Source organism: Streptococcus sp. HMSC034E03, assembly GCF_001811505.1.
Lineage (GTDB): Bacteria > Bacillota > Bacilli > Lactobacillales > Streptococcaceae > Streptococcus.
Map to the genome: position 1 here is coordinate 40,922 of NZ_KV804981.1, position 25,369 is coordinate 66,290.

The window sequence follows — 25,369 nt, forward strand, 5'->3', positions numbered from 1 at the left end:
TATACTATCTTTTAAGAAAACTTTCAACTAATTTCCGAATTCTACTAAAATTTTTTTCGAAAATCTTCATATAGTTATCTTAACATTTCTAAAATTTTCATAAATGATGATAAGCGATGGAATTTTCTATTAGCTACTGTTACAAAAATAACTCTCATTATCTATATATAAAACAACTTACTTAAAAACTGAACATTTTTAGATTTTGATAACATAATATTCGTAGATAACTCTTTTTATATAATTTTACCAAATTTTCTGAAATTTTCAACTATTTTTAGTAATTGTTCCATTTTTATTTTTATGTCTAGAAATATTAAAAAACTCAAGCATAAATCTTGAGTTTTAGGTTATTTTTTAGGATAAAACATTCATAACTGCCACACTGACGTCGTCAATAACATTTTCTTGGTTAGAACGGCTATTTGTAACTAGCATTTCAAGATTTCCTGCATTTTCATAGTAATATGAAGCTCCTTTGGCATTGAATACAACCAAGAAGTGCTCTTCGCCACCATGAATCTCGTAGACAATCCAACCACTATTTTCAATGGCTGTGTGAACAAAGACATGACGGTAGACTTCTTCATAAGTAGGGTAGGAAAAGGCACTGGTTTGTGTTTTAAGTCGGATAATCTGACGAACAAACTCGATACTATCTTGACGCTCATTGATCAAATTCCAGTTGACTTGGTTGACGCTATCAGGAGCATTGTAACTGTTCATTGCTCGCTCACGATCTGCGTGAGTCAATTCTCCATTTTCGCCTGTAGCTACGAGTTTAGTACGGCCAAATTCTTGCCCCAGTTCCATGAAGGCCATCCCTTGCATGAGGAGGTTCATAGCCGTTGCTGTTTCTACTTTCTTCATGATGCATTTATCACTCTCCATCGGATGAAGGGTTTTAAGTAAATCATGTAAATTGTAGTTATCGTGGGCTTCTACATAGTTCAAGACTTGGTTTGGACTAAGGTATGAACCAAGCTCTCGGCTTCCAAGGATAGCCTTTGCGACAATCGGCTCAGTACCTGCTCCACTGACGAAGCCAGATTTGATAGAGCCATAGACTTCACAACCTTTGACCGCATCACGTTGATTATCATTAAAGAATCCAATGTTTGGCAATTGGTAGGCATTGTCTTTCTTAGACTTGTCATAAGGAGCAAGACCTGTTCCCATATCCCAACCTTCTCCATACAGGATGATTTTCGGATCGACTTCGTCCATAGCCCAACGAATCATTTGCATGGTTTTGACGTCATGTATTCCCATCAAATCAAAGCGGAAACCGTCAATATTGAATTCTTTTACCCAGTAGAGAAGAGAATCAATCATATATTTACGGAACATTTCATGCTCACTGGCAGTTTCGTTACCGACTCCTGTTCCATTTTGGTAGGTTCCATCATGGTTCATTCGATAATAATAATCAGGAACCGTTGTTTGAAATGGTGCATCAACGGTTGAGAAGGTATGATTGTATACAACATCCATAATAACGCCGATACCAGCATCGTGATAAGCTTGGACCATGGCTTTCAAATCACGGATAGCTTGACCTGGATCATTTGGATTTGTAGACATGCTAGTTTCTGGAGCATTGTAGTTTTGTGGATCATATCCCCAGTTATAAGTTACATTTCCATCAGCATCGTATTCTTTATGACGGTCAGCAATTGGTTGCAACTGAACATAGTTGACACCAAGTTCTTTGATGTAATCAAACGCAGTCAATTGACCATATTGGTTAACTGTTCCAGTTTGCGCTGCACCTAAGAAGGTTCCTCTTAATTCTGGCGCAACACCAGATGTTTCAGACTTAGTCAAATCACGGATATGCATTTCATACACAACTGCCTGGCAAGGATTTTCCAAACGCCAAGTTGCTTCTGTACCATGCTTAACCTCAAAACCTTCGACCTGACGATCTTGATTTGAGACAATGGCTGAACGTTTTCCATCAGGACTTGTCGCTATTGTATATGGATCACGAGTTAATGACTGGTGATGAGGAAAGTCAATTTGGTAGTGGTAAGCACGACCTGCTAAGCTTTCTGGAACGGATAAACTCCAAACACCAATTGTATTATACTTGTGGCTATAGGAATAACTATTTCCTCGCTCCATTTCAAAGGTTTTAAGGATAGGAGCATCGTTACTCGCTGATTCATAGACTACTACTTGGACAGCTGTAGCTGTTGGTGCCCATAGGCTAAAACTTGTTTCATTTTCAGAAACTTGACATCCCAACTCTCCTTGATAACCCCAGTGGTGGTCGAAACTCGCACTATTGATTGCCTTGTCAAAGGCAAAAGGATTTTGGTCCTTATAGTGTGGACTTGCAATGGCAGGATTTTCAGAATAATAAACTGTATCGTCTCCATCCAAAATCCAAACCTCTGTCAAAAGTGGATAGTAATTGAATCGAATAGGATATTCTTTGCTGACACCGTCTTTTTCAACGCTAAAAGTCATGGTTTCAAGTGCTACTTCACTCGATTGAGTCAGTGAAAATTTGGCACCAAAATATTCTTCTTCTTTGATAAGCTCTACTGAATCTACTGTTTTTTTACTGAAACTACAAGCCTCGTAGGCTTCATCCTTACGATGGTAATGAATAAGTACAGGATAATTGTACATAGTTCTCCCTAATTTCTAAATTAAATTTGATTTTATATGTTACTAATAATTTCTTGATCAAGTGCCTCACAATTCACAAAAAACTCAATGTGATTATGACATACTTCCAAATCTACTGGTATGTCACCACCGTATTCTCCATCAAGATTAAGCATAAACGGCTCTTCCTGATCCAAAGTTTCAATTCGGAGTTTACTAGTTTTCAGATATTCAACATTGACATCTGATACGTGTTGGCCTCCGTTTATGGCCTGAACTAGTAGACTCAACATATCTAGGATTTTATCTGTCTTTACTAGAATAAGCGTAAAATTGCCATCATCCAGCTTGCTATCAGGTGCGAATTGCTCAAATCCACCAATAGAATTGGTCAAGGCAACAAAGACAAGAGAAACTTCTCCTGTAAAAATTCCCCAATCATGGTAAATACGAACAGGACGTGCTTTGGATTTTGGGAACATCTCGATGCCTTTAGCAACATAGGCCAGATAACCCAAACGCGTCTTTAGTTCACTCGGAACACTAAAAGTTAACTCCGTAAGAGCTCCTGCCGCAGCAATATTGATGAAATACTTATCACCAAAGGCACGACCAATATCAATTTGCTTGGTTTCATTTTTAGCAATGATCTTCGCTGCAGCAACTGGATCCCCCATAGGGATTTTCAATGCTCTTGCATAATCATTGGTAGTTCCAGTAGGAATGATGGCTATCTTTGGACGATGTTCCAGAGGTGCAATTCCATTAACCACTTCATTGATAGTACCATCGCCACCAGCTACCAAAACCAAATCAAAGTCAGCTTTTGCAGCTCTTTCTGCTTCTTTCTGGGCTGATAAGTGTTCAGGTTTGGTCTGAAAAGCACTGGTTTCATAGCCTATGCTCTCTAACACTTCTAGAACTTCTGCGATATTTTGCTTGATAATTTCCTGGCCTGAGGTCGGATTATAAATGAGACGTGCGCGTTTTTTTTCTTCTTTCATAGCTTACAAACTCTCAAGCCAAGCTTCATCACGAATCTCTATTCCCAGTTCTTGTGCTTTTTGGAGCTTGCTTCCTGCATCTGCTCCTGCTACAACAAGGTCTGTTTTTTTCGACACACTACCAGTAACCTTGGCTCCTAGACTTTCTAATTTATTTTTGGCTTCTGAGCGATTAAGACGCTCTAGCTTTCCTGTCAATACGACAGTTAGACCAGACAAGGCTGCATTTGCTACAACTGTCTGTCCTTTGAAGTCTAGATTAACACCTGATTCTTTCAATTCCCTTAAAAGGATTGCAGAACCCTCTGTAGCAAAATAGGTCTGTAGGCTTTGAGCAATGACACTCCCCAAACTTTCAATACTTGCAATTTTTTCAGGATTGGCTTGTGCTAGTGATTCGATTGAGTGGAAGTTTTGTAAAAGCAACTGACTTGCCTTACTTCCTACATGACGAATCCCTAAACCAAACAAGAGTTTTTCAGCAGAATTTTCTTTGGATGCTTGAATAGCTTGGTAGAGCTTTTGAGCAGATTTTTCCTTGATACCATCCAGCAAGAGCAAATCTTCAACAGTCAAACGATAAATATCTGCAACATCCTTAACCAAATCGGCTGCAAATAGTTTCTCAACGATTGATGGACCAAGGCCAGAAATATTCATAGCATCACGCGATGCGAAGTGCGTCAAGCCTTCCTTGATTTGAGCAGGGCATCGTGGATTAATACAACGAAGAGCCACCTCATCTTCAAAGTGTAACAACTTACTCTCACAACTTGGACAGTTTGTTGGGATATCTAGTTTTTCCTCCGACACACGTTTAGACTCCACCACTCGTAGAACGGCTGGTATGATATCTCCCGCCTTGTAGACAATGACAGTATCATCCTTGCGGATATCCTTTTCAGCGATATAGTCTACATTATGAAGCGTTGCACGACTAACTGTTGTACCTGCCAATTGCACCGGAGTAAGATTAGCAGTCGGAGTTACGACACCAGTTCTTCCTACTGTCCAGTCAACAGAAAGCAGTTTCGCTTCTTTTTCTTCTGCTGGGAATTTATATGCTACTGCCCATTTAGGTGCTTTGACTGTAAATCCTAGTTGCTCTTGACCAGCTAGGTCGTTGACCTTAATCACGACACCGTCTATATCATATGGCAATTGATCTCTTTCTTGACCTACTTCTTGGATAAACGCCCAAACCTCGTCCATACTATGAGCTAATAGACGTCTTTGATTAACTACAAAACCTAATTGTTCTAAATGTTTTAAAACCTTCTCTTGACTATCCCGAGTTGAAGGACTAGCTTCCTGATAAAGGAAGGTTGCAAGATTACGTTTGGCTACTACTGCTGTATCTAACTGACGAAGTGTTCCTGCAGCAGCATTTCTTGGATTGGCAAATTCTGGCTCCCCGTTTTCTTGACGAGCAAGATTGACTTGATTGAAAGAAGCTCTTGGCATATAACATTCACCACGAACTGTTATATCTATTTTTTCAGATAATGATAAAGGAATGTCTTTCACTCGTTTAAGATTTTCAGTGATGTTTTCACCAATGGAGCCATCACCTCGAGTTGCTCCAGCAACAAAACTTCCCTGCTCATAAGTCAAGGAAATCGATAAACCATCAATCTTCAACTCACAAATATAAGTAACATCATCCAATTCTTTACGAACACGCGCATCAAAGGCATCCAGTTCTTCACGTGAAAAAGCATCCTGCAAACTATAAAGAGGATACTGATGACTATATTTTTCAAATCCATCTAGAATCTTACCTCCAACACGATGTGTCGGACTTTCTGGTAAAACTTGGTCAGGATGATCTTTTTCTAACTCTACCAATTCACGATAAAGACGATCATACTCACTATCAGATACAGATGGGTTATCACTTGTATAATACTCTGTCGCATAGCGATTGAGCAGTTCAACGAGCTCTTTCATTCTTTCATTCATAGAACCATTTTACCATAAAAAGGACTCTATAAACAATACTCAAGCTCTAAAAAAGAAAATGAGAAGGATATTTCTATCACTTCTCATTTATTTTTATTTTTTACGATTCAAAATAGCATTCAAGACGATGGCTACTGTACTTGCAATGACAATACCATTTGAAAAGAACATTTGAAATTCAGTCGGTAAAGTATTGAAGAGGTTGCTTCCGTTCAATCCCACCCCAGCAGAAATAGAAACCGCTGCAATGAGGAAGTTGTGTTCATTGTGCTCAAAGTCTACACGCGCCAAGATTTGCATCCCTTGTAGAGATACAAAACCAAACATGACAAGCATGGCTCCACCAAGAACAGGGCTCGGAATAATCTGTGCCAAGGCACCAAACTTAGGCAAGAGACCGAGCAAGATAAGGAAACCAGCTGCGTAATAGATTGGCAAACGAGTACGAATACCTGAAAGTTTCACCAAGCCTACGTTTTGTGAAAATCCTGTATAAGGGAAGGTATTGAAAAGTCCACCAAGTAAGACAGCAAGACCTTCAGCACGATAACCATTGCGGAGACGAGTGCTATCGATTGGATCTTTAGTAATATCAGAAAGGGCAAGATACACACCAGTTGATTCTACCATAGATACAGTAGCAATGATACACATCATTACAATAGAAGAAATCTCAAATTGCGGAGCACCGAAGTAAAATGGAGTTGGGATATGAACGAGTGGAGCTTCTGCTACTGGTGAGAAATCAACCAAGCCCATTGTTGCAGCGATAATGGTACCTGCAATCAAACCAATCAAAATTGAAATAGATTTGATAAATCCTTTGGTAAAGATATTGACCAAAAGAATAATGAGAACTGTAATCATTGCCAAAGCTAAACTTTGTCCAGTTGGTTTTTCAACGTTATTTCCCATATTTCCGATGGCAACAGGAATCAAGGTCAAACCAATCGTCGTAATGACAGATCCAGTTACGATTGCAGGGAAAAGATTGGCAACCTTAGAGAAGATACCTGAAATCAGGATAACATAAATCCCTGAAGCAATCAAAGCTCCGAACATAGCACCGCTACCATGACTTTGTCCAATCATAATAAGTGGAGCAACAGACTGGAAGGCTACCCCAAGAACAATAGGTAAACCAACACCAAAATGTTTATTGAGTTGCAATTGTAAAAGAGTTGCAACCCCACACATAAAGATATCTGTTGAAATAAGGTAGGTCAACTGTTGAGCTGAGTACCCTAAAGCACTTGCAATCATGATTGGTACTAGGATTGAACCTGAGTACATGGCTAGCAAGTGTTGCAAACCAAGAACGGCTGCCTGTGAGTGGTTTTCCTGTTGTTTCATTAGATATCTGCCTCCTTGAAGATAACTTTTCCATTTTCAAAGCGCTCTAATCGCGCGAGTGATACTACCTGATGACCTGATTTTTCTAACAGTTCACGACCATCTTGGAAAGATTTTTCAATCACAATCCCGACGGCCTCGACTGTAGCACCAGCCTGTTCGATAATCTGAATCAAACCTTTAGCTGCTTGACCATTAGCCAAGAAATCATCAATAATCAATACTTTATCTTGAGGAGATAAGAACTTACCTGCAATAGATACGGTACTAGTTACTTGTTTAGTGAAAGAATAAACTTCAGCAGTCAAAATTCCTTCATTCATAGTAATATTTTTTGCCTTTTTAGCAAAAATCATGGGAACATCTAACTGTTCAGCCACATAAAGGGCTGGGGCAATTCCAGATGCCTCAATGGTTACGACTTTAGTAATACCAGCATTTTTAAAATGCTCTGCAAAAGTACGACCAATTTCTCGCATCAAGGAATAATCAACTTGGTGGGTCAAGAAAGAATCCACCTTAAGAATATTCTCACCAAGAACGTTTCCGTCCTTTAAAATTCGTTCTTCTAATAATTTCACAATAACCTCCGAAATAAAAAGAGACTTACCAAGTAAGCCTCTGGAAAACAAAGAAATAGATTCAACACCTATTCTTATATCTCTGCAGCTTACTCATTGTTAGGTATTTACGGTACCTTGTAGAAACGCCACGCCAATTCGCGGCATAAATAAGTAATCATATTTTTAGTGAGCATCTCCATTCCAGATAGAGTTCTTCACAATGACATAGTCAACGTGACGAAGATCTGCAACTTTACGACCTCCAGCATAAGAAATCGAACTTTGCAAATCCTGTTCCATCTCAGTTAAAGTGTCTTGCAAATGACCTTTTGCAGGAAGAAGAATTTTCTTACCTTCGACATTCTTATAGGCACCTTTTTGGTATTCTGAAGCTGAACCGTAGTATTCTTTGAATTGTTTACCATCAACTTCAACTGTTTTACCAGGACTTTCGATATGGCCTGCAAATAGTGAACCAATCATAACCATACTTGCACCAAAGCGGATTGACTTGGCAATATCTCCGTGTGTACGGATACCACCATCGGCAATTATCGGTTTACGCGCAGCCTTCGCACACCAACGTAGCGCCGCCAGCTGCCAACCACCTGTACCAAAACCAGTTTTTACCTTAGTGATACAAACCTTACCTGGACCGATTCCAACCTTAGTCGCATCCGCACCAGCATTTTCAAGTTCACGCACAGCTTCTGGAGTTCCAACGTTACCAGCGATAACAAAAGTATCTGGCAATTCTTTCTTGATGTGCTGAATCATAGAAATCACGCTGTCAGCATGACCATGAGCAATATCAATAGTGATGTACTCTGGTGCATCAGCCTTTAATTGACTAACAAAGTCATATTCGTAATCTTTAACACCAACAGAGATAGAAGCAATCAAACCTTTCTCATGCATGCGTTTCACAAAGGGAATACGCCCAGCTTCATCAAAACGGTGCATGATGTAGAAATAGCCACCCTTAGCAAGTTGTTCAGCAACATTTTCATCTAGGATTGTCTGCATATTGGAAGGCACAACTGGCAACTTAAAGGTATGTTTCCCTAAAGTTACCTGTGTATCAGCCTCTGCTCGACTTTGAAGGACACACTTATTTGGGATTAGCTGAATATCTTCATAGTCAAAGATTGGAAATTCGTTTAACATATTTCTCTCATTTCTCTTGTTTAGACCTTCCTAAAGTTAGGAATAGCCTCGTCTTTTCCAGACAATTACTCTAACAAGTTTACAATATTGTCCGTTTTTTGTCAATTGTAATGACCGAAAACAAATAATGTTCGTGTTTATAATTTTTGATTTAGATAACTAAGTAGACATTTACCCTGTATTTGTCTTGCCTTTCAAATCTTTACCAATATTTTCGATAAAGACTCTTTCAAAGGATTCAATCCTCTTGACAAAATCTTGATAACTTTCGGCTTGTCTAGGGATTTGAATAGACCATTTCTTCAACTGGGCTCCATAACCTGCTAGCTTTCCTATCTCATTATCAACAACCTTGTCCTCGCTTGGAAAAACAATCCCAGCCTGCTCAGCTTGTAAAATATAAGCATAAGAAATCAATTGAAATAGATCTTCACGATTGATTCCCTTTTCAGTCAATTCCAGTTTTTTGTATTTAGCATCTAAAACGATTTTTAACTCTTTATGATAAAAATCTGGAAATATTTTTCTTTCACGATTAGAAAATACTGAAATACCGTCCGTCTTATCCTTATTTCTAGGATGGATGAACTCTTTTAGCAACAAAGTATGAACATACTCTTACCAAAGCCAAGCAGCATCAAAAAGAATACCATGGATTTTTTGCTCTTGATATCCTAAACCATGCTTTTCTCTATTTAGGATCATCAGGCAAAGCTCTTGCAATTTTCTGTACTCTCGAAAGTATGCATGACGAAGAGGTTTGGTTTGATTTAGTCTGATAATCTTAGCACGAGCAGCTAATTTATAAGAGGGCGTTACTCGTACGATTTCTGCCACATTTTCACGACTAATAGAGAGATTATCAAGAACTCCCCTCCCTATACTTTTCTGATTCTTCATGTATTCAATTGTATGACGGATCAGCTGCATGAGTGGATTATCATAGGTGAATTCTCAAGTAAAGAAAAATTACACTAAAAAGCTAAAATCTTCGAAACAAAATTAAACATATATAAAGATATGTCTAATTTCCGCAGAAAACGATTGCATAAGATTTTTATTTCTGCTAGAATATTTTTATCCCGAGAAAGCGCATTCAAGAGATAATAAAATGAAATAATAAACTAGGAGCTTTATATGATTCAAAATAATCTTGAAAAAGGTTTTCGTTATTCTATCCGAAAACGTAGCATTGGTGTCTGTGGTGTAGTTATTGCAACTTTTTTATTAAGTACAGCTTCGATTATTCAAAATAATACTGTAAAAGCTACTGAACCCTCAATTTCAAGTAGTTCTAATCCAAAAACAGAACCTACAGTAAACGAACAAGAAAGTACTCCAAACCTCAATTCAAAAACCGAAGAAAAAGATGCCACTACTGTAACTGAAGCACCAAAAGCAGATGTTATGGAAAACCTCATGAGATCTACTAATCAGGCAGATAAGGACTTGAATAAATATCTTTTCGGATTAAACTACAACAAAATTGATATTTTAACTCGTAGAGGTGAAGCAATCGAAAATTATTCAAATACATCTTCAAAACAACAAGGGAATGAGTTTGTTGTAATTGAAAAAGTGAAAAAGAGTATTTCTAATAATTCAGCTGATGTTTCAATTAACGGTAATAGCGACATCTTCTTAGGCGCTTTGTTCCGAGCAGATCAAGGGTTATTAGAAAATAAACCTCAACTTGTTAGTATTGATAGAAAACAGGGTAGAATCAGCGTGGACCTTCCAGGAATGGCTGGATCAGATAGCTATACTGATGCAAACACAACAGTCAGTGGTATGCAGGAAGGAATTAACACTCTGGTAAATAGATGGAATGCAAATTATGCATCAAGTAATCCCGCACCTGCTCGTATGCAATACGATTCTACTTCAGCATATAGTATGAATCAACTAAAAGCAAAATTTGGTAGCAACTTTGAAAAAATTGGGGTTGATTTAAAAATTGACTTTGAAGCTGCACAAAAAGGTGAAAAACAAATTGAAGTTGTCGACTTTAAACAAATTTACTTTACCGCTAACTTTGATGCACCAAAAAATCCTGGAGATGTCTTTGGTGATAATGTAACAGTCAACGATTTACAAGATCGTGGCTTGGATGAACAAACACCTCCTGTTTATGTTTCTAGTATGTCTTATGGCCGTCAAATGTATGTTAAATTTGAAACAACAAGTACAAGTACAGAACTTAAAGCAGCTATAAATGCTGTCATTAAAGGTGTGCCTATTAACCCTGAATCTGAATGGGCTCGTGTTTTGAAAAATACTTCTGTAACAGCTGTTATTGTTGGCGGTAACGCTGATGGCGCTGCTCGAGTAGTTACTGGAACACCTGAAGATCTCAAAAAATTAATTCAAGAAGGAGCTAATTTTAGTACACAAAATCCTGCAGTCCCTATTTCTTATAAAACTGCCTTTTTAAGAGATAATCAAGTTGCAACAATCCAAAACAGTACTGATTATATTGAAACTAAAATTACCTCTTACAAGAATGGCTATCTCAATTTGCAACATAAGGGTGGGTATGTCGCTCGTTACTACGTTTACTGGGACGAAGTCACATATGACGAAAATGGAATTGAAAGCATCCGCTCTCGTGAATGGGAAGATAATGGAAAAAATAGAACTGCTGGTTTCCAAACTGAACTACAATTTAGAGGAAATGTTCGCAATCTTCGTGTAAAAATTCAAGAAAAAACTGGTCTTGCTTGGGAACCTTGGAGAACAGTTTATAATCGTACAGAATTGCCTTTAGTTCAAAAACGCACTATTATCAATACAGGAACAACCCTAAAACCAAAATATAGTGAACAAGTCGAAAACAACTAATAAAATGGTTAAACTACAGAGTATCATTATTCATCAAGTATCATTTTTGATCCACTTTGAATTTGAAGAAAAGCAATATGATAACTCTATTCGATAACTTATACAATAAAAGGAAAACATCTTTTCATGAGATGCTTTCCTTTTTGTTTTTTGAGGTTCTTAATCCAATTAACTCAACTTATCGCAATTTAATACTCATTTAAAATCAAAAAGAGGAGAAATGTTACTGTATAAACAAACATATTAAAGTTATTGTTAGAAACTCATTACTTGCTTGCCCTGAATATAGTATGGTTCATTGATTTGCTGGTAAATTTACAAGTTTATACTTGTATTATGATGTTTCTTAAGTCGCCTATCAACAAAAAATGAACTTTGATTTTAATTGTGTATGAATACTTTTAAAAAATCTGTTTTTATCAATAATGACTAAACCTCACTCCTTCTACATCCTAATAATACTCACCCTGACGGTAGTCCCATGAGTTAAAGGTGTCTGACAGATGCATCATGATTTTATCGATGTCAAGGCCTTTACGGATAACCACTGGAGCTGGTGAAGTTGAACGTGCTCCTCCTTGTTCAGGGATGAGTTTGCCGTCTTTATCAACCATAGAGACCATCACACCTTGCTCGTAGCGTGTTTCAATCGTTTTGTCTGGTTGGATTGATGCCACGTAGTCGTCTGCCTCGATAACAAGGTCCACTGCTCCCTCGATACGTTCTCCGATTCCTTCAACCTTACCACGATTTCCTTTTCCAGAAGGATTTGCAGATGAAGCGTAGACCATTTTTCCTTCTTCCCAGAGTTTGGCAGCTAATTGTTCACCAGCTTTACCAAACTTGATGACAAAACAGCTCGTTCCACGCACGTCAGTCATGAGTTCTTCACGACCATCACCATATGCTTTCAATTTTTCAAAGGCTTCTGGCTTCCATGGAAGGATACAACCAAGAAGAATATCTTCGTCCCAATGTTTTTGATAGAAGGCTTCAATTTCTGGGTTGAGTTGTGCCAAAGTGCGAAGCTCATCCATACTACCACAGAGGACTACACCGGGTTTATTACGATTACGCTCTTTAGCTTCAAATTTGCGTTCAAGGCCTGCCTTATCGCTAGTCATGATGATGTAACCAACTTTTGTAGGGCAAACGATACATCCGCCCTCACCTTTTAAAATGTCATAGCCTTCTTGTGAAAGTGTTCCGTCCCATTGAATGTGTTTTGTCATAGTTCTATTTCCTTTTCTATTTTTTTCTTCTAATCCTGCCAGTAGGCTGGTCGTTGTTTTTCATAAGCAGCAATCAAATCTTCATACTGCATGGTAATACCGATATCATCCAAACCATTTAAGAGCTTGTGTTTCCATTCGCTATCAATTTCAAAGGAGAATTCTCCGACTGGTGAGATGATTTTCTGTTGTTCCAAGTCGACAGTTACTTGGTCGCTTGGTTTCAATCGGGCGAGTTTTTCTCTAACTTCCCTTGGTTGAACAATTGGCAACATAGCATTATTGAGCTCATTATTGTAATGAATATCACCGAAAGACCCTGCAATCACGACCTTAAAACCATAGTCAGCTAGTGCCCAAGCTGCATGTTCCCTCGAAGATCCTGCGCCAAAGTTATCCCCTGAGATAAGAATACTGGCTTTACGGTATTCAGGTCGGTTAAAGACAAAGTCTGGATCCTCAGTGTACTTATCGTCCAGATAACGCCAAGCATACATGAGATATTTACCAAAACCTTTCTTGTCAATCAATTTCAGAAACTGCTTGGGTAGAATTTGGTCGGTATCAATATTATCATTCATAAGAGGAACGGTCGTTCCCGTATAAACAGTAAATTTTCCCATATCCTCTCCTTACTGGGCTTCTGGCATTTGTCGAACATCTACGAAGCGCCCTGCAATAGCTGCTGCTGCTGCCATGGCTGGACTACAGAGATGGGTCTTAGCGCCAAATCCTTGTCTATCTTCAAAGTTGCGGTTACTGGTTGAGGCACAGTGAACACCATCTGGTACTTTGTCAGGATTCATTCCTAGGCACATGGAGCAACCTGGGTCTCTCCACTCAAAACCAGCATCTTGGAAAACCTTATCCAAGCCCAACTTTTCAGCAGCTCGCTTGACTGGTCGAGAACCAGGTACCACAATAGCTGTTAAGTTAGGAGCAATCTTCTTTCCTTCGACAAATCGAGCAGCCAGTTGCAAGTCACTGAGCCGAGCATTGGTACATGAACCTATAAAGATATAGCCTAATTCAATATCTGCTGGCTTTTGACCAGGCTCCAAATCCATATAATTGTAGGCTCGTTCATCATTCATATCCTTAATTTCTGGGAAACTACTGTCAAAATCAACCCCCATAGCAGGGTTAGTTCCCCAGGTTACCATGGGAGCCAAGTCTGAGACATCCATCCGGATAACCTTATCATAAACGGCATCGTCATCGCTAACAAGCCTTTTCCAATCAGCTACTGCTGCATCAAAATCTTTGGGTACACACTCTCGTCCCTTTAAATAGTCAAAAGTAGTCTGATCTGGATTCATGATTCCCATCTTAGAGCCAAATTCAATGGACATATTGCAGATGGTCATTCGCTCTTCCATGCTCAGTGCATCAATAGCCTGACCTCGATACTCCACCACGTAGCCAACACCACAAGCAACACCGTATTTGGCAATCAAGGCTAAAATAAAATCCTTGGAATAGACTCCTTTTTTAGGGACACCAGTAAATTCTACCAACATTTTCTTGGGCTTAACCTGCCAAATGGTTTGAGTAGCAAATACGTGCTCAACCTCACTTGTCCCAATTCCAAAAGCGATAGCTCCAAAAGCTCCATGGGTAGCTGTATGACTATCTCCACAGACGATAAATTTCCCTGGTTGTGTTCGTCCTGTTTCTGGACCAACCATGTGAACGATGCCCTGTTTTTCAGAACCATGGGCCGCATGTTCAATCCCGAATTCCTCAACATTTTCTGCCAACTTATCAATTTGAGCCTTGGATATCACATCTCGAATATCGTAGATATTAACTGTCGGTACATTGTGGTCAAAGGTCCCAAATGTCAAGTCTGGTCGTCTCAATCTGCGTCCTGCGTCTCGCAATCCTTGAAAAGCCTGAGGACTGGTCACCTCGTGAATATAGTGTTGATCCACATACATAAGCTGAGGTTGTCCCTCTTCTCCTGTGATCACATGGAGGTCCCATAATTTATCAAAAATTGATTTTCCTTCCATTCATTACCTCCATACAAAATATAAAGCTACTAACGTGGTCACCATCCCAAGAAACCAAACTGTTTTAAAGTACCATTTTCTAGTCTTGTGGTGAAAGGTCATTCCTGCTAACCAGGCACCAAATCCAGCACAAGTAAAGGCTAAAATGAGTAAGATTTTCTCTGGAACGCGCCAAGCACCTCTTCTTGCCTTGGATTTGTCAATGCCATAAATCAAGAAAACAAGCAAATTCCAAACCAAGAGGGCAAGCGTGATTCCTTCATTTATCTTCATAATCTTTCAATGATGGCTTCTGTCATTTCCTTGGTCGAAGCCTGTCTTCCAATATCTCTCGTTAAAACACCAGCCGCTAAACTAGCTTCAACAGCACGCTCAATACGCTCCGCATCCTCATAACGTCCAAAGCTATCTCTCAACATCATAGCAACAGATAAAATCATGGAAATAGGATTGGCAATTCCTTGACCTGCAATATCAGGCGCTGAACCATGAATAGGCTCATAAAGACTTGGCCCCTTTTCAGAATGACTGGCTGATGGCATAACACCCAGAGTGCCTGATAGAACGCTTGATTCATCAGATAAGATATCTCCGAAAAGATTCTCTGTCACGATGACATCAAACTTAGCAGGATTGGTAATCATAAGCATAGCAGCTGAGTCCACCAACTGGTGTTCCAAGGTAACATCTGGGAAATCCTGCGCAACTTCCTCAGCTACTTTTCGCCAGAGTTTTGATGTCGCTAGAACGTTTTGCTTATCGATATTAGTAACGAGTTTTCTCCGATTTCTTGCAATTTCAAAGGCCTTGCGCATAATCCGCTCTACTTCCTCATAGCTATAGTCGTTGATATCACGCGCTTTGCGCTCTTCAAGGATATGATCCCCAAAGTAGATACCACCTGTCAACTCACGCACCACGACAAAGTCTACACCAGCAATTCGTTCAGGTTTGAGAGGTGACAAATGCTTAAGACTGTCAAAAATCTTAACAGGCCGAATATTGGCATAGAGATTGAGTTCCTTCCGAAGAGCTAGCAAGCCTTGTTCAGGCCGAATCGCTGCCCCATCATACTGAGGACTACCGATAGCCGCTAGGAGAATAGCATCCGCTTCTCTAGAAGCTTTGAGTGTTTCGTCTGGTAAAGGATGTCCTACTGCATCAATTCCTGCACCTCCAAAAGGTCGTCTATCTATCTCATAGTCAAAGCCTGTTTTTTCGGATATAGATGCTAGAACTTCTAAACCAGCTTCCATGATTTCTGGTCCGATACCATCACCTGCTAGGGCAACTATTTTTCTTTTCATAGCTTTCTCCTTTACACGCTAGGCATGTCGCGATAGGAAACTCTTGTTCCCATCTCGCCAGCATTCTCTTTTTGAACAAAGGTATTGGCATTGATGTAGGCAATAGCTGAAGCTTTCAGCACATCGAAATCAAGTCCAGCTGCGTTAAAGATAGTCTCTGTATCTCTGTTTTCAACAGTGACCAAGACCCGAGCTTGGGCATCGATTCCATCTGTTACCGCGTCAATCGTATAGGATACTAAGCGAACAGATTGATTAAAGAATTTATCAATAGCGTTGAAAATAGCTTCAACAGAACCTTGACCTGTCGCATTAAATTCGACTTTCTCACCATCAAAATTAGCTAATCTAACTGTCGCTTCAATTTCATTTTCCGCATGAGTTTGAAGTTGCAAGTCATCAAAGTGGAAGCCTTCTGGATTTTCGACCATGGTTCCGGCTACCAGAGCTCGAATATCAGCATCAGTGATTTCGTTCTTCTTATCTGCCAAGGCCTTGAACTTAGCAAAAAGTGGTTTGATGTCTTCGTCTGTAAAATCTAGGGATAAGTCTCTCAGTTTCTCTACAAAGGCATGGCGACCAGATAATTTTCCAAGCGGAAGACTATTACTCTTTACACCCACCAATTCTGGTGTGATGATTTCATAGGTAAGTGGGTTTTTAAGAACTCCGTCTTGGTGAATACCTGATTCGTGAGAGAAGGCATTGCCTCCAATAACCGCCTTATTTTTTGGAACTGGAATTCCTGAGAAACGAGAAACCATTTCAGACGTATTGATAGTCTCATTTAGGACAATACTAGTTTCTGCTTGATAGTAATCTTGGCGAATATTGAGGGCAACTGCAATTTCTTCCAAAGCAGCATTCCCAGCTCGTTCTCCAATACCATTAATGGTTCCTTCAACTCGTCCTGCCCCATTTTTAACAGCAGCAAGGCTATTTGCAACTGCCATTCCAAGGTCATCGTGACAGTGAGGCGAATAGATAATCTGACGGTCGGTTTGGACATTGTCAATCAGATACTTGAAGATATTCCCATATTCCTCTGGTGTGGTAAAACCAACCGTGTCAGGAATATTGATATAGGTTGCCCCTGCGTCTACCGCTGTTTGAACGACTTGTAGGAGAAAATCCAACTCAGTTCTAGTCGCATCTTCAGGAGAGAATTCTACCACTTCAAATTTACAACGTGCATAGGAAACATGCTCTTTAATAGTTTCCAAAATTTCCTCTTTGCTTTTATTCAACTTAAATTCGCGATGGATAGGACTAGTAGCGATAAAAACATGGATTTGTGGATACTTAGCATCCTTAAGTGCTTCATAACAAGCGTCAATATCTGATTTAACAGAGCGAGCTAAACCAGTCACCGCTGTTTTCTTCAAGACTTTTGCAATTTCCTGAACTGCAGTAAATGAGTCAGGACTAGCTGCTGGAAAACCAGCTTCAATTGCCGAAATTCCCCATTTTTCCAGTTGTCTTGCAATGGCAATCTTTTCCTTAATAGAAAAATTAACACCTGGTGTCTGCTCACCATCTCGAAGGCTAGTATCTAGAAATTCAACTGTTCTCATAAGATTTCCCCTTTTCTAAATTTGGTTTTAAAAAAACATCTCGCTCGGAGTTCCAAGCGAGATGTTGATTTACTCCCGCTTGGTAAGCCAAACAGGACTAATGCTTCTGCACTAGCCCGAGTACCTCAACAACAAAGCAAATTGATTAAACTTAGCTGTTTTCATGTTTGACTTTCTCCTTCGTTTGATATCTTGTTTAGTATTTTAGCATAGGAAAAAACACATGTCAAGAAAAAATCCAATATTTTCTGAAAATTTCTTCAGTAAAGAATATTTTGCTAATTGAAAGTATTTGAAAAATCAAGTAAATATAATTACTTTTTCAAGGTCAAGTTCCAGCTTTTTTCGATCAATTCTAGCATCTCTTCATCTGATAAACTGTCATCCAGTGGCACACTAATCCAGTAGCGCTTGTTCATATGAAAGGCTGGATAAATCCCTTTTTTTACCAACAAATCAGATACTTGATCATGTTTGAGATTGACTGCTTCCACTAATCCTTCTCTGCCCTTTTCAAGCTTATCCCAAGAAATCTTCATAAGAACCGCATACCACTTCTGATTATTTTCATGGCGTAAAATCGCAGTATCAGGAGATTTCTCCCATAAGTATTCTAATTGATTTTCATACTTTTCTTGAACACGAGTCATGATTCTATTGGTCTGTGGATAGATAAAATCCTGCACATCAAAACAAGACTTTCGGATTTCATAAAGAACTTCTAAGCAGGCTTCACGGACACTTCCTACAAATGTCCCTCTCATACTGGCCATATGAACTTGTGAATAGAGATCACCAGTTTCTTGGTCATAAACTTGAAAACCTAAGACTCCATCCTCAACTGTAACCATCATGAGAAAGTCTCCCTGCAAGATAGTCGAACTATGGGTCCATACGCCTTGATTTTCTACAAATCCATACTCTTTGGCCTTTTTACTATTAAACTGATAAGCTTTAAAAATTTCAAACATAAGCGAAAACTGCTACCAAAAGCTAGCAGTTCCTTTCTATTTTTTAAAAGACAACCTTAGTTCCATGTAATTGTGTCACACCCAGTTGGTCGATAAAGGTTTGACGGTTGTCCATGTCAATCCCTCCACCAGGTAAAATTTCAATTTTTTCTGCAGCGTGTTCTAGGATTCTGTGATAGTTCGCAAAACGTTTCTCTAGAGAATCGCCAGATAGGCCAGCACGAGTCAAGATGCGTGCCACTCCAGCTTGACTGAGCCAATCAATGGCTTCTAACTGATCTTGGTCGCTCAATTCATCAAATGCCATATGGAAAACAATTTCCATACCTTTAGATGCAGCAATCAATTTTTCAAGATTGGCCTTGTCCAACTTCTTATCAGCAGTCAATGCACCAAAGACAACCCCTTGGCTACCTGCTTGAGCAGTTAGAGCAATATCCTCAAGCATGATAGCAACTTCTAAATCATTGTAGACAAAGTCGCCACCACGTGGACGAATCATAGTCATAATGGTCGTATCGTAGTCGGCCGCCAGTTCCACAGCTGCCTTTGTCACTCCGTAGCTTGGAGTTGTTCCACCAACTGCTAGATTATCACAGAGCTCGATGCGGCGAGCTCCTGCCTGCATAGCTTTTTCAAGCAAAGTTACATTTTCAGCACAAAATTCGTAAATCATTTGATTCTCCTTGAAGATTAGTTTAAATTTATTATATCATATTATTTTGAATATGTTTTTATTTTTATCAAGGGAAATCGTTACTTATTAAAGCTATTCTTTATCAGGAATCACCTTAAAAAGATAGTAGGTAATAAAGATGGTTAAACATCCCAAACCGATTTTAACTGGTAAAAGAGGCGCAAAATAAATGGAAATTCCCATCAAGATATAAATCGATACAATAATCTTTTTCTTACGTTCACGCGCAATAGACTTGGTCTCACGAAAGTCCGCTACGTAAGTCTGATAAAGTTTGGTATGATAAAGCCAATCTTCAAAACGCTTGGAACTTTTGGAAAAACAAGCAATAGACAACAGAAGAAAAGGAGTCGTAGGCAACAAGGGCAAGACAACTCCAACAATAGCCAGAGCTAATGACAGAAATCCAATAATCAGATAGATAATACGCATAACTTCTCCTAGTTAATACTCTTCGAAAATCAAATTCAAACCACGTCAGCTTCGCCTTGCCGTATATATGTTACTGACTTCGTCAGTTCTATCCACAACCTCAAAGCAGTGCTTTGAGCAGCCTGCGGCTAGCTTCCTAGTTTGCTCTTTGATTTTCATTGAGTATAAAATAATCTTCTTCTAGTTTCGCATAAAATGATGAATTTTGTCAAGTTCTAACCAAAAAGAGCCTGAAATTCACTTTCAGGACTCTCCTCTTATTTAATCTTTTCTTCTTCGTAGTCACCCTTGATACAAACAACCTGCTTGCCACCACCACGGACTTTTTTCTCTACAAGGAAATTGCCACATTTTGGACAATCACGACCAACAGGCTTGTCCCAAGATGTAAATTCACAGTCTGGATAGCGATTGCAACCATAGAAAAGGCGATTACGTTTAGTTTTGCGTTCAATGATTTGTCCCTGATGACAACTTGGACACTCAACACCAATCTCTTTCACGATTGCTTGGGTATGACGGCAATCTGGGAAATTGCTACAAGCGTAGAACTTACCAAAACGACCAAGTTTAATGACCATTGGACTGCCACACACTTCACAGTCAAATCCAGCTGGTTCATCCTTGATTTGTATTTTTTCCATTTCTTCTTCAGCCTTGGCGACTTCTTTAGAAAATGGTTTGTAAAAGGAATCAATAACACGTTGCCACTGCTCTTTTCCAACCTCGACATCATCAAGCTTGCCTTCCATTTCAGCTGTAAAGGTCACGTTTACGATATCTGGGAAATATTCGACGATGAGCTTGTTAACAATTTCTCCCAACTCTGTTGGTTCAAAACGTTTGGCCACAAGGCGAACATAATAACGTTTCTGAATGGTTTCAATGGTTGGTGCGTAGGTTGACGGACGTCCAACCCCATTTTCTTCCAAAGTCTTGATAAGGGTCGCTTCAGAATAGCGAGCAGGCGGTTGAGTGAAATGTTGCTCTGGTTTGCTATTGACCTGCTTGACCACATCTCCAACAGCCATATCTGGTAACATTTTATTCTTATCAGAATCATTATAAATGGCAAGATAACCATCAAACTTAACTTGACTACCATTAGCAGCAAATTGAACCCCATTTTGAGACAATTTAACAGCCATAGTATCAAAGACAGCAGCTGTCATCTGGCTCGCTACAAAACGATTCCAAATAAGAGTATAAAGCTTGAGTTGATCCTTGTCCAGATACTTAGCAATACTTTCCGGTGTATTAAAAACACTAGATGGACGAATAGCCTCGTGGGCATCCTGAGCTCCTGAAGCATTTTGACCTTGCTACCATGCTTAGAATACTTGCTACCAAAACGGTCCGTAATGAAACTTGCTGCTTCGTTCTGCGCTACTGGACTGATACGAGTCGAGTCTGTACGCATATAGGTAATCAAACCTTGGACGCCCGTACCAATATTAATCCCTTCATAGAGTTGCTGAGCAACCATCATGGTCTTTCGAGTACGGAAATTGATTTTATTAGCTGCATCCATCTGCATAGTTGAGGTAGTATAAGGGAGTGGAGCGTTACGTTTGCGCTCTTTTTTATCCACCTGATCCACTGTAAAGTCTTTGCTGGTCAGGTGAGACAAGACTTCTTTGACCTCTTCATTGGTAGCTAATTTCATCTTCTTGCCATTCATTCCATAGAAGGATGCTTGGAATTGCTTAGTCCCCTTTTTGAAGACTCCATCAATAGTCCAATATTCTTCCGGTTGAAAAGCATTGATCTCATTTTCACGGTCAATGATTAACTTGAGAGCAACAGACTGAACACGGCCAGCTGACAAGCCCTTCTTGACCTTTTTCCATAAAATTGGTGAAATAGAATAACCTACCAAGCGGTCCAAGACACGACGGGCTTGTTGGGCATCCACCAAATCCATATCAATCTTACGAGGTTCTTTAAAGGCATTTTTTACCGCATCCTTGGTAATCTCGTTGAAAACAACACGGTTAGCATCATTTTCATCTAGATTGAAAATATGAGCCAAATGCCAAGAAATTGCTTCTCCTTCGCGGTCCGGGTCACTTGCGAGAAAGACTTTATTGGCTTTTTTAGCTTCTTTTTTCAAGTCATTGATCAGAGGACCTTTCCCACGAATATTGATATATTGGGGCTCGTAGTTATTCTCAAAATCGACCGACATACTGGATTTTTTCAAATCACGGATATGACCGACACTTGCTAAAACTTTATAGTTTCTACCCAAATATTTTTCAATCGTTTTAGCCTTTGCAGGCGACTCCACGATTACTAGATTTTTTTTAACTGTTGATTTTTTCTTCTTTGTTGCCGTAGCCACATTATCACACCTTTTCAAAGTAATAAACTTTATAAAGTGTAAACCATTTTTAGAGACCTGTCAAGACTTAACTACTATATATAGAAGAAAAGTTTGATTATTGAAATCTTACAGACTTCTAAAATTCAAATTCTGCCAAGACATCTTGACCACTTGTAACCAGCTTTGCCCCCTCTTGTACCAAATGATGACAACCATCTGAACGACCATCTAAAATGCTACCTGGAATAGCAAAGACATCTCTTCCCTCTTCCATAGCTCGTTCACATGTAATCAAACTTCCTGAACGCATCTTAGCTTCTGCAACAATCACACCCCTACATAATCCTGCTATAATCCGATTTCTTGCTGGAAAATGATATTTCAAAGGTTCTTCACCAGGCCCATATTCACTGAGGAGCAAGTGATGTTGACCGATGTAGTCCTGCAAACGTTTATTCGATCGAGGATAGTAGACATCTAAGCCAGTACCAATGACAGCAATAGTTTTTCCGCCACTTTGAAGAATAGACATATGAGCTGCCGTATCAATTCCCCTAGCAAGACCACTGACAATGACTAGTTCATTCTCCAATTCTTGAACAACCTTACGGACTGATTTTGTACCTGACTGACTACAAGTGCGACTTCCAACAACCGCAATCTTAGGCAACTTTAGGAGATTTAAATCCCCCTTATAGAATAATAATACTGGAGCATCATAGATTTCACTGAGAGCAAAGGGATAGACATCATCTAGAATTGAAAATGAAGAAAATTTTTCAAAGTCACTTCTTAATCTCTCCATACTTTCAAAGGTAAGTTTATGGTAACGTTCCATAAAAACTACTGGATTTCTACACTCAGATGCTTCTGCTATCGTTTCTAAGCTTAATTCCTGATCATAAATTTCTCCATATTGAAGAACCTTTAGCACTTGTTGATTACTTAGACCTGCTTGTTTCAACTTATAAATCTCAAAATTATCAATCTTAATTTTCATGATAGACTCCTTATTTTTCTCTCTATCTATTTATTCGTAAAAAAAGAAAAAAACTCCCCAACAAATTGACTTGTTTAGAAAGTTTCTATTATTAATAATGAAAATTTTAGTAATCAGGACGAAGAACTCCGGTGACAGTTGCCTTGGTTGCTTCGTAATCCCCATCAATAACAACCTTGATAATGCGTTTAGCATCCTCTTCAGGCGCAAGAACCAAAGGTAGACGAGTAGGCCCAGCTTCGAATCCCATATAGTTGAGTACTGCCTTAACAGGTGCCGGACTCGGGTAAGAGAATAGAGCGTTAACTTTAGGAATAAATTTACGTTGAATAGCTGCCGCTTTCTTCATATCACTCTCTTCAATCGCAGTGAACATTTCATGCATCTCATCCCCATTGGTATGGGAAGCAACCGAGATAACTCCGTCAGCTCCAAGGTTCATCGCATGGAATGCATCTCCATCTTCACCTGTGTATACCAAGAATTCTTCTGGCTTATGCTCAATCAAATAGGCCATATTTGCAAGACTGGTACATTCTTTGACACCAATGATGTTTGGATGTTCTGCTAGACGAAGCAAGGTATCTGGAGTCATTTCTACAACTACACGACCTGGAATGTTATAGATAATGATAGGCAAATCAGATGCGTCTGCAATAGCTTTAAAGTGTTGATACATACCTTCTTGGGATGGTTTATTATAGTAAGGAACAATGGCAAGTCCTGCTGCAAAACCGCCAAACTCTGCTACCTCTTTGACGAATTCAATAGAGTCTCGTGTATCATTGGTACCAACACCAGCGATTAAAGGAACACGGCCATTGACAACCTTTTGAACAGCCGCAAACAACTGCAACTCCTCATCGTGAGTTAGAGTCGGACTCTCAGCAGTTGTTCCTGCTAGGAGAATTCCGTCTGTATGATGTGCTAATAAATGTTCAATCAACTTTGGAATGGCATCGAAATTGATTGACCCATCTTCATGAAAAGGAGTAATAAAGGCCGTGATAATTTTACAATCTTTTAAATCTTGATAAGACATACAAAACACCTCTCTATTTCAAAGAAGGAGTTCAAATGAACTCCTACACATTATTTCAATTCAAATTTTAATTCAGCTGTTGGGCGTACTAGACCACGTTCGTGAAGTGTTTCTGCGATTTGAACTGAGTTCCAAGCTGCACCTTTAAGAAGATTATCAGATACTACCCACATATGAATACCTTTTTCTGCATCCAAGTCTTTACGGATACGTCCAACGAATGTATCACGTGAACCAACAGCATTTACTGCTTGAGGATAGATTTGGTGAGCAATATCATCTTCAAGAACTGCACCTGGGAAGGCAGCAACAGCTGCTTTCACTTCTTCGATTGGTGCTACTTCTTTTGTTTCAATATAGACTGACTCAGAGTGAGCTGACAAAACTGGAATACGTACACATGTTGCTGATACGGCAATGCTATCGTCTTCCATGATCTTCTTGGTTTCATTGGTCATCTTCATTTCTTCGTAAGTGTAGTCATTATCAGTGAAGACATCGATTTGAGGAAGGGCATTAAAAGCAATTGGATAGTGTTTCTTATCACCACCTGATGGCAAGATTTCAGCTTTGACTTCACGTGGATTCACACCGTCATTCAAGACTTCACGAAGCTCACGTTGGGTTTCAAGAATTGCTCCCATACCAGCACCTGAAACTGCTTGATAAGTTGATACGATAATACGATCCAAGCCCCATTTCTGACGAATTGGTTCAAGAGCTACCATCATTTGAATAGTTGAGCAGTTAGGACAAGAGATGATTCCGTTGTGAGCATCAAGGGCGTGAGCATTCACTTCAGGAACAACCAATGGTACATCTGGATTTTGACGGAAGTAAGAAGTGTTATCTACGACAACTGCTCCTGCTTTTACAGCATAAGGTGCGTATTTTGCAGAAGTTGATCCACCAGCTGAGAAAAGAGCAATATCAACCCCTTCAAAAGCATCTTCTGTTGTTTCTTCGATGGTCACATCTTGACCCTTGAATTGTAAGACCTTTCCTGCAGAACGTGCAGACGCAAGGTAGCGAATCTTATCGATTGGAAGAGTTGATTCTTCCAACATTTTGATCATTTGAGCACCAACGGCACCTGTAGCACCGACAACAGCAACTGTGTATCCCATAACAAACCTCTTTCGGAATTTTCTAAAAATTTCTATAATAGAAACATTATACTACTTTTTACCAAAATTGAAAAGTCTTTTTCCTATCTATTTTCTGAAATTGACAATCATGACCACCCGTCAAACGGGTGGTTTGT

19 protein-coding genes, 2 pseudogenes and 1 riboswitch are annotated in these 25,369 nt (G+C 39.4%); of the genes and pseudogenes, 1 reads left to right on the top strand and 20 read right to left on the bottom strand.

What is annotated here, in order from left to right:
* Positions 1-357 precede the first annotated feature (357 nt).
* From pulA to HMPREF2805_RS04740, 7 genes and pseudogenes are all read right to left on the bottom strand, one after another.
* Positions 358-2,640: a type I pullulanase gene (pulA, locus tag HMPREF2805_RS04710; RefSeq protein ID WP_075231601.1), complete on the bottom strand. Its 2,283-nt coding sequence runs from the start codon at positions 2,638-2,640 to the stop codon at positions 358-360.
* Between the two features lie 32 nt (positions 2,641-2,672).
* Positions 2,673-3,623: a diacylglycerol kinase family lipid kinase gene (locus tag HMPREF2805_RS04715; protein ID WP_075231602.1), complete on the bottom strand. Its 951-nt coding sequence runs from the start codon at positions 3,621-3,623 to the stop codon at positions 2,673-2,675.
* Positions 3,624-3,626: 3 nt separating this feature from the next.
* The gene (gene ligA, locus HMPREF2805_RS04720) at positions 3,627-5,585 is read right to left on the bottom strand and encodes an NAD-dependent DNA ligase LigA (RefSeq protein WP_075231603.1); all 1,959 of its coding nucleotides are present in this window, start codon (positions 5,583-5,585) and stop codon (positions 3,627-3,629) included.
* Positions 5,586-5,678: 93 nt separating this feature from the next.
* The gene (locus HMPREF2805_RS04725) at positions 5,679-6,938 is read right to left on the bottom strand and encodes a nucleobase:cation symporter-2 family protein (RefSeq protein ID WP_075231604.1); all 1,260 of its coding nucleotides are present in this window, start codon (positions 6,936-6,938) and stop codon (positions 5,679-5,681) included.
* Complete coding sequence (locus HMPREF2805_RS04730; protein ID WP_075231605.1) at positions 6,938-7,519, bottom strand: xanthine phosphoribosyltransferase; 582 nt, start codon at positions 7,517-7,519, stop codon at positions 6,938-6,940. Before HMPREF2805_RS04730 ends, HMPREF2805_RS04725 begins: the two co-directional genes overlap by 1 nt.
* A 76-nt stretch (positions 7,520-7,595) precedes the next feature.
* Positions 7,596-7,692, bottom strand: a riboswitch (purine riboswitch).
* Positions 7,685-8,668, bottom strand: coding sequence for a GMP reductase (gene guaC, locus HMPREF2805_RS04735; protein WP_075231606.1), 984 nt, complete (start codon positions 8,666-8,668; stop codon positions 7,685-7,687). Its footprint overlaps the riboswitch before it by 8 nt.
* A 171-nt stretch (positions 8,669-8,839) precedes the next feature.
* Positions 8,840-9,622, bottom strand: a pseudogene (locus tag HMPREF2805_RS04740) (3-isopropylmalate dehydrogenase); the annotation flags it as partial.
* Between the two features lie 183 nt (positions 9,623-9,805).
* Here HMPREF2805_RS04740 and HMPREF2805_RS04745 point away from each other — a divergent pair.
* Positions 9,806-11,509 (top strand): thiol-activated cytolysin family protein, encoded by a 1,704-nt coding sequence (locus tag HMPREF2805_RS04745; RefSeq protein WP_075231607.1) that lies wholly within the window; start codon positions 9,806-9,808, stop codon positions 11,507-11,509.
* A 452-nt stretch (positions 11,510-11,961) separates the two neighbouring features.
* Here HMPREF2805_RS04745 and HMPREF2805_RS04750 read toward each other — a convergent pair whose 3' ends face one another.
* The 13 genes and pseudogenes from HMPREF2805_RS04750 to HMPREF2805_RS04810 form a co-directional block, all read right to left on the bottom strand.
* Positions 11,962-12,741: an L-threonylcarbamoyladenylate synthase gene (locus tag HMPREF2805_RS04750; RefSeq protein WP_075231608.1), complete on the bottom strand. Its 780-nt coding sequence runs from the start codon at positions 12,739-12,741 to the stop codon at positions 11,962-11,964.
* Between the two features lie 29 nt (positions 12,742-12,770).
* Complete coding sequence (gene leuD / locus HMPREF2805_RS04755; RefSeq protein ID WP_075231609.1) at positions 12,771-13,364, bottom strand: 3-isopropylmalate dehydratase small subunit; 594 nt, start codon at positions 13,362-13,364, stop codon at positions 12,771-12,773.
* 9 nt (positions 13,365-13,373) lie between these two features.
* Complete coding sequence (gene leuC, locus HMPREF2805_RS04760; RefSeq protein ID WP_075231610.1) at positions 13,374-14,756, bottom strand: 3-isopropylmalate dehydratase large subunit; 1,383 nt, start codon at positions 14,754-14,756, stop codon at positions 13,374-13,376.
* A 3-nt stretch (positions 14,757-14,759) separates the two neighbouring features.
* Positions 14,760-15,029: a DUF1294 domain-containing protein gene (locus HMPREF2805_RS04765; RefSeq protein ID WP_075231611.1), complete on the bottom strand. Its 270-nt coding sequence runs from the start codon at positions 15,027-15,029 to the stop codon at positions 14,760-14,762.
* Positions 15,026-16,063, bottom strand: a complete 1,038-nt coding sequence (leuB, locus tag HMPREF2805_RS04770; protein ID WP_075231612.1) for a 3-isopropylmalate dehydrogenase — start codon at positions 16,061-16,063, stop codon at positions 15,026-15,028. The genes HMPREF2805_RS04765 and leuB overlap by 4 nt, the downstream gene beginning before the upstream one ends.
* An 11-nt stretch (positions 16,064-16,074) precedes the next feature.
* Positions 16,075-17,637, bottom strand: a complete 1,563-nt coding sequence (locus tag HMPREF2805_RS04775; RefSeq protein ID WP_075231613.1) for a 2-isopropylmalate synthase — start codon at positions 17,635-17,637, stop codon at positions 16,075-16,077.
* A gap of 314 nt (positions 17,638-17,951) precedes the next feature.
* On the bottom strand, positions 17,952-18,608 hold the full coding sequence (locus HMPREF2805_RS04780) for an MmcQ/YjbR family DNA-binding protein (RefSeq protein WP_075231614.1): 657 nt from the start codon (positions 18,606-18,608) through the stop codon (positions 17,952-17,954).
* A 43-nt stretch (positions 18,609-18,651) separates the two neighbouring features.
* Positions 18,652-19,284 carry a copper homeostasis protein CutC gene (locus HMPREF2805_RS04785; protein WP_075231615.1) on the bottom strand — a complete coding sequence of 211 codons (633 nt, stop codon included), beginning with the start codon at positions 19,282-19,284 and terminating at the stop codon, positions 18,652-18,654.
* A gap of 93 nt (positions 19,285-19,377) precedes the next feature.
* Entirely contained in the window at positions 19,378-19,737 is a 360-nt protein-coding gene (locus tag HMPREF2805_RS04790) for a YbaN family protein (RefSeq protein WP_075231616.1), read from the bottom strand.
* 257 nt (positions 19,738-19,994) lie between these two features.
* Positions 19,995-22,081, bottom strand: a pseudogene (gene topA / locus HMPREF2805_RS04795) (type I DNA topoisomerase).
* Between the two features lie 118 nt (positions 22,082-22,199).
* The gene (gene dprA, locus HMPREF2805_RS04800; protein WP_148131603.1) at positions 22,200-23,057 is read right to left on the bottom strand and encodes a DNA-processing protein DprA; all 858 of its coding nucleotides are present in this window, start codon (positions 23,055-23,057) and stop codon (positions 22,200-22,202) included.
* 112 nt (positions 23,058-23,169) lie between these two features.
* Positions 23,170-24,105, bottom strand: a complete 936-nt coding sequence (gene dapA / locus HMPREF2805_RS04805) for a 4-hydroxy-tetrahydrodipicolinate synthase (protein ID WP_075231618.1) — start codon at positions 24,103-24,105, stop codon at positions 23,170-23,172.
* A 50-nt stretch (positions 24,106-24,155) separates the two neighbouring features.
* Positions 24,156-25,232: an aspartate-semialdehyde dehydrogenase gene (locus tag HMPREF2805_RS04810; RefSeq protein ID WP_075231619.1), complete on the bottom strand. Its 1,077-nt coding sequence runs from the start codon at positions 25,230-25,232 to the stop codon at positions 24,156-24,158.
* Positions 25,233-25,369 lie beyond the last annotated feature (137 nt).

Bases quoted from the DNA above. Each gene is read 5' to 3' on its own strand.
- pulA (WP_075231601.1), bottom strand. From the start codon at position 2,640: ATGTACAATTATCCTGTACTTATTCATTACCATCGTAAGGATGAAGCC.
- HMPREF2805_RS04715 (WP_075231602.1), bottom strand. From the start codon at position 3,623: ATGAAAGAAGAAAAAAAACGCGCACGTCTCATTTATAATCCGACCTCA.
- ligA (WP_075231603.1), bottom strand. From the start codon at position 5,585: ATGAATGAAAGAATGAAAGAGCTCGTTGAACTGCTCAATCGCTATGCG.
- HMPREF2805_RS04725 (WP_075231604.1), bottom strand. From the start codon at position 6,938: ATGAAACAACAGGAAAACCACTCACAGGCAGCCGTTCTTGGTTTGCAA.
- guaC (WP_075231606.1), bottom strand. From the start codon at position 8,668: ATGTTAAACGAATTTCCAATCTTTGACTATGAAGATATTCAGCTAATC.
- HMPREF2805_RS04745 (WP_075231607.1), top strand. From the start codon at position 9,806: ATGATTCAAAATAATCTTGAAAAAGGTTTTCGTTATTCTATCCGAAAA.
- HMPREF2805_RS04750 (WP_075231608.1), bottom strand. From the start codon at position 12,741: ATGACAAAACACATTCAATGGGACGGAACACTTTCACAAGAAGGCTAT.
- leuD (WP_075231609.1), bottom strand. From the start codon at position 13,364: ATGGGAAAATTTACTGTTTATACGGGAACGACCGTTCCTCTTATGAAT.
- leuC (WP_075231610.1), bottom strand. From the start codon at position 14,756: ATGGAAGGAAAATCAATTTTTGATAAATTATGGGACCTCCATGTGATC.
- HMPREF2805_RS04765 (WP_075231611.1), bottom strand. From the start codon at position 15,029: ATGAAGATAAATGAAGGAATCACGCTTGCCCTCTTGGTTTGGAATTTG.
- leuB (WP_075231612.1), bottom strand. From the start codon at position 16,063: ATGAAAAGAAAAATAGTTGCCCTAGCAGGTGATGGTATCGGACCAGAA.
- HMPREF2805_RS04775 (WP_075231613.1), bottom strand. From the start codon at position 17,637: ATGAGAACAGTTGAATTTCTAGATACTAGCCTTCGAGATGGTGAGCAG.
- HMPREF2805_RS04780 (WP_075231614.1), bottom strand. From the start codon at position 18,608: ATGTTTGAAATTTTTAAAGCTTATCAGTTTAATAGTAAAAAGGCCAAA.
- HMPREF2805_RS04785 (WP_075231615.1), bottom strand. From the start codon at position 19,284: ATGATTTACGAATTTTGTGCTGAAAATGTAACTTTGCTTGAAAAAGCT.
- HMPREF2805_RS04790 (WP_075231616.1), bottom strand. From the start codon at position 19,737: ATGCGTATTATCTATCTGATTATTGGATTTCTGTCATTAGCTCTGGCT.
- dapA (WP_075231618.1), bottom strand. From the start codon at position 24,105: ATGTCTTATCAAGATTTAAAAGATTGTAAAATTATCACGGCCTTTATT.
- HMPREF2805_RS04810 (WP_075231619.1), bottom strand. From the start codon at position 25,232: ATGGGATACACAGTTGCTGTTGTCGGTGCTACAGGTGCCGTTGGTGCT.